Origin of the sequence: Ramlibacter sp., assembly GCF_035706265.1 — a bacterium.
In the GTDB taxonomy this organism is placed as follows: Bacteria; Pseudomonadota; Gammaproteobacteria; order Burkholderiales; family Burkholderiaceae_C; genus Ramlibacter.
Map to the genome: position 1 here is coordinate 1 of NZ_DASSVG010000688.1, position 2,402 is coordinate 2,402.

Consider the following 2,402-nt stretch of genomic DNA (forward strand, 5'->3'; position numbering starts at 1 on the left):
CAGCGGCAACGCCGGCATCCCGAACTGGGGCGTGGAGAACGTCTACGGGCTGGTGGTGCTCGACAAGTTCCTGCCGGCGAGCGTCTACGTCACCACTTTCATCGAGGACGACTTCTACCGCGGCCTGCAGCACGGCCGCAACAAGCCGTGGATCAAGTACCGCATGCCGCGCTTCGCCCTGGAGGAGCTGGCCGAGTTCGTCTGGCACAAGTACTTCACCGACACGCAGGAGATCAACCGGCGCGAGCGCGAAGCCGAGCCTGCCGAGGTGCGAGTGACGCGCGCCGCGGCGAAGCTCAAGGAGATGGACGAGCTGCTCAAGTCGCGCGGCTACCGGCACCTCGTGTTCATCTCGCCGACGCGCCAGGAGGCGCTCGGCCAGCGTCCGGTCGACGCGCGCGTCCAGCGGGCGCTGGCGGCGCAGCGCGTCGACGCCATCTATCTTCTCGACCGGCTGCCGGCGGCCACGCCCGAGGAGCGGCGCGCCTGGTACCAGGACAACGACCACCTGACCGCAAAGGGACATGCGGTCTGGGCCGGCCTGATCCACGAGGAGCTGGTGCGCGTGCTCGGGCCGCGGCGAGAAGCGGTGGCGCGGAGGTGAGCATGCGATACGCCACGCTGGTGCTCGACGACGGCACGCGCTACCGCGGGCGTCTTTCCGGGCGTGCGCGCCCGGTCTCGGGCGAGGTGGTGTTCAACACCGGCATGGTGGGCTACACCGAGTCGCTGACCGACCCGTCCTACCGCGGACAGATCCTCTGCCTCACCTATCCGCTGGTCGGCAACTACGGCGTGCCGCCCGCCTTCGAGTCGCCGAGGATCCAGGCCGCGGCGCTGGTGGTCGCGGAGCTGGCCGAGGAATACAGCCACGCCATGGGCGAGAAGAGCCTGCCGCAATGGCTGGACGAGCAGGGCATTCCCTGCCTGTCGGGCATCGACACCCGCGCGCTCACCAAGCGGCTGCGCGTGCGCGGCTGCATGCCGGGCAGGATCGTGCTCGACGAGGCGGCGCCGGCCCTCGAGGAGCCCGGCCGCAACCTGGTGGCCGAGGCGAGCTGCACCACGCGCATCGTCTACCCCGGCGGCGGCAAGACCGTAATGCTGGTCGATTGCGGCGCCAAGGGCAGCATCGCCAAGGAGCTGCATCGCCGCGGCGTGACGGTGGTGCGCGTGCCCTGGGACCACGACTTCCTCGCCGAGGACTACGACGCGCTGTTCATCTCGAACGGCCCCGGCGACCCGACCGCCTGCGGCGCGGCGATCGGCAACATCCGCCGCGCGCTGCAGGGCGCGAAGCCGGTGATGGGCATCTGCCTGGGCCACCAGCTCATGGCGCTCGCCGCCGGCGCCAGCACCTACAAGCTGAAGTTCGGCCACCGCGGCCACAACCAGCCTTGCCTGGAAGAAGGCACCGGCCGCTGCTTCATCACCTCGCAGAACCACGGCTTCGCCGTGGATGCCGCCACGCTGCCGGCCGGCTGGGACGCGTGGTTCACCAATGCCAACGACGGCTCGAACGAGGGCATGCGCCACCGCTCCAGGCCGTTCCTCAGCGTGCAGTTCCATCCCGAGGCGGCGCCCGGCCCCGTCGACTGCGGGCCGCTGTTCGACCGGTTCGTGAGCATGATCCCGTGAAGCAGATCTCCAAGGTCCTGATCCTGGGCAGCGGCGCGCTGAAGATCGGCGAGGCCGGCGAGTTCGACTACTCCGGCAGCCAGGCGATCAAGGCGCTGAAGGAGGAGGGCATCGCCACGGTGCTGGTCAACCCCAACATCGCCACCATCCAGACCTCGGGCGAGCTCGCCGACCGCGTCTACTTCCTGCCCGTGACGCCGCAGTTCGTCGCCCAGGTGATCGAGCGCGAGCGCCCCGACGCGATTGCCTTGAGTTTTGGTGGCCAGACGGCATTGAATTGCGGTTTGTCGCTTTTCAAAGAGGAAATCCTTCAGAAATACAACGTCGAAGTACTCGGGACACCCATCAAGACGATCGAGGACACCGAAGACCGGGCGCTGTTCACGGCGCGCCTGGCCGAGATCGGGGTGGAGGTGCCGCGCAGCCGCGCCGCGGGCACCCTCGAGGAAGCCATCCGCTTTGCGCGGGAGATCGGCTATCCCGTCATGGCGCGGGTGGCCTACGCGCTCGGCGGGCTGGGCTCGGGCCTGTGCGCCGACGAGGCGCAGCTGCGCGAGCGCGTGTCGAAAGGCCTCGCCCACAGCCCGCAGGTCCTCATCGAGGAGTACCTGGCCGGCTGGAAGGAGCTGGAGTACGAGGTGGTGCGCGACCGCTTCGACAACTGCATCGTGGTCTGCAACATGGAGAACCTCGACCCGATGGGCATCCATACGGGCGAGAGCGTGGTGGTGGCGCCCAGCCAGACCCTCACCAACCACGAGTAC

Annotated in this window: 2 protein-coding genes and 1 pseudogene; all 3 read left to right on the plus strand. The window is 68.8% G+C overall.

Annotation, left to right across the window (positions count from 1 at the left end; all coding sequences use genetic code 11):
• Positions 1 to 604 (plus strand): hypothetical protein (locus VFM98_RS24720; RefSeq protein WP_325112547.1); only part of this gene is annotated, 604 nt, incomplete at its 5' end.
• A 2-nt stretch (positions 605 to 606) separates the two neighbouring features.
• Positions 607 to 1,638 (plus strand): glutamine-hydrolyzing carbamoyl-phosphate synthase small subunit, encoded by a 1,032-nt coding sequence (gene carA, locus VFM98_RS24725; RefSeq protein WP_325112548.1) that lies wholly within the window; start codon positions 607 to 609, stop codon positions 1,636 to 1,638.
• Positions 1,635 to 2,402 (plus strand): annotated as a pseudogene (locus tag VFM98_RS24730) (carbamoyl phosphate synthase large subunit); the annotation flags it as partial. The gene carA and the pseudogene VFM98_RS24730, both read left to right, overlap by 4 nt.

Coding starts and splice junctions, on each gene's coding strand:
- carA (WP_325112548.1), top strand. CDS start 607: ATGCGATACGCCACGCTGGTGCTCGACGACGGCACGCGCTACCGCGGG.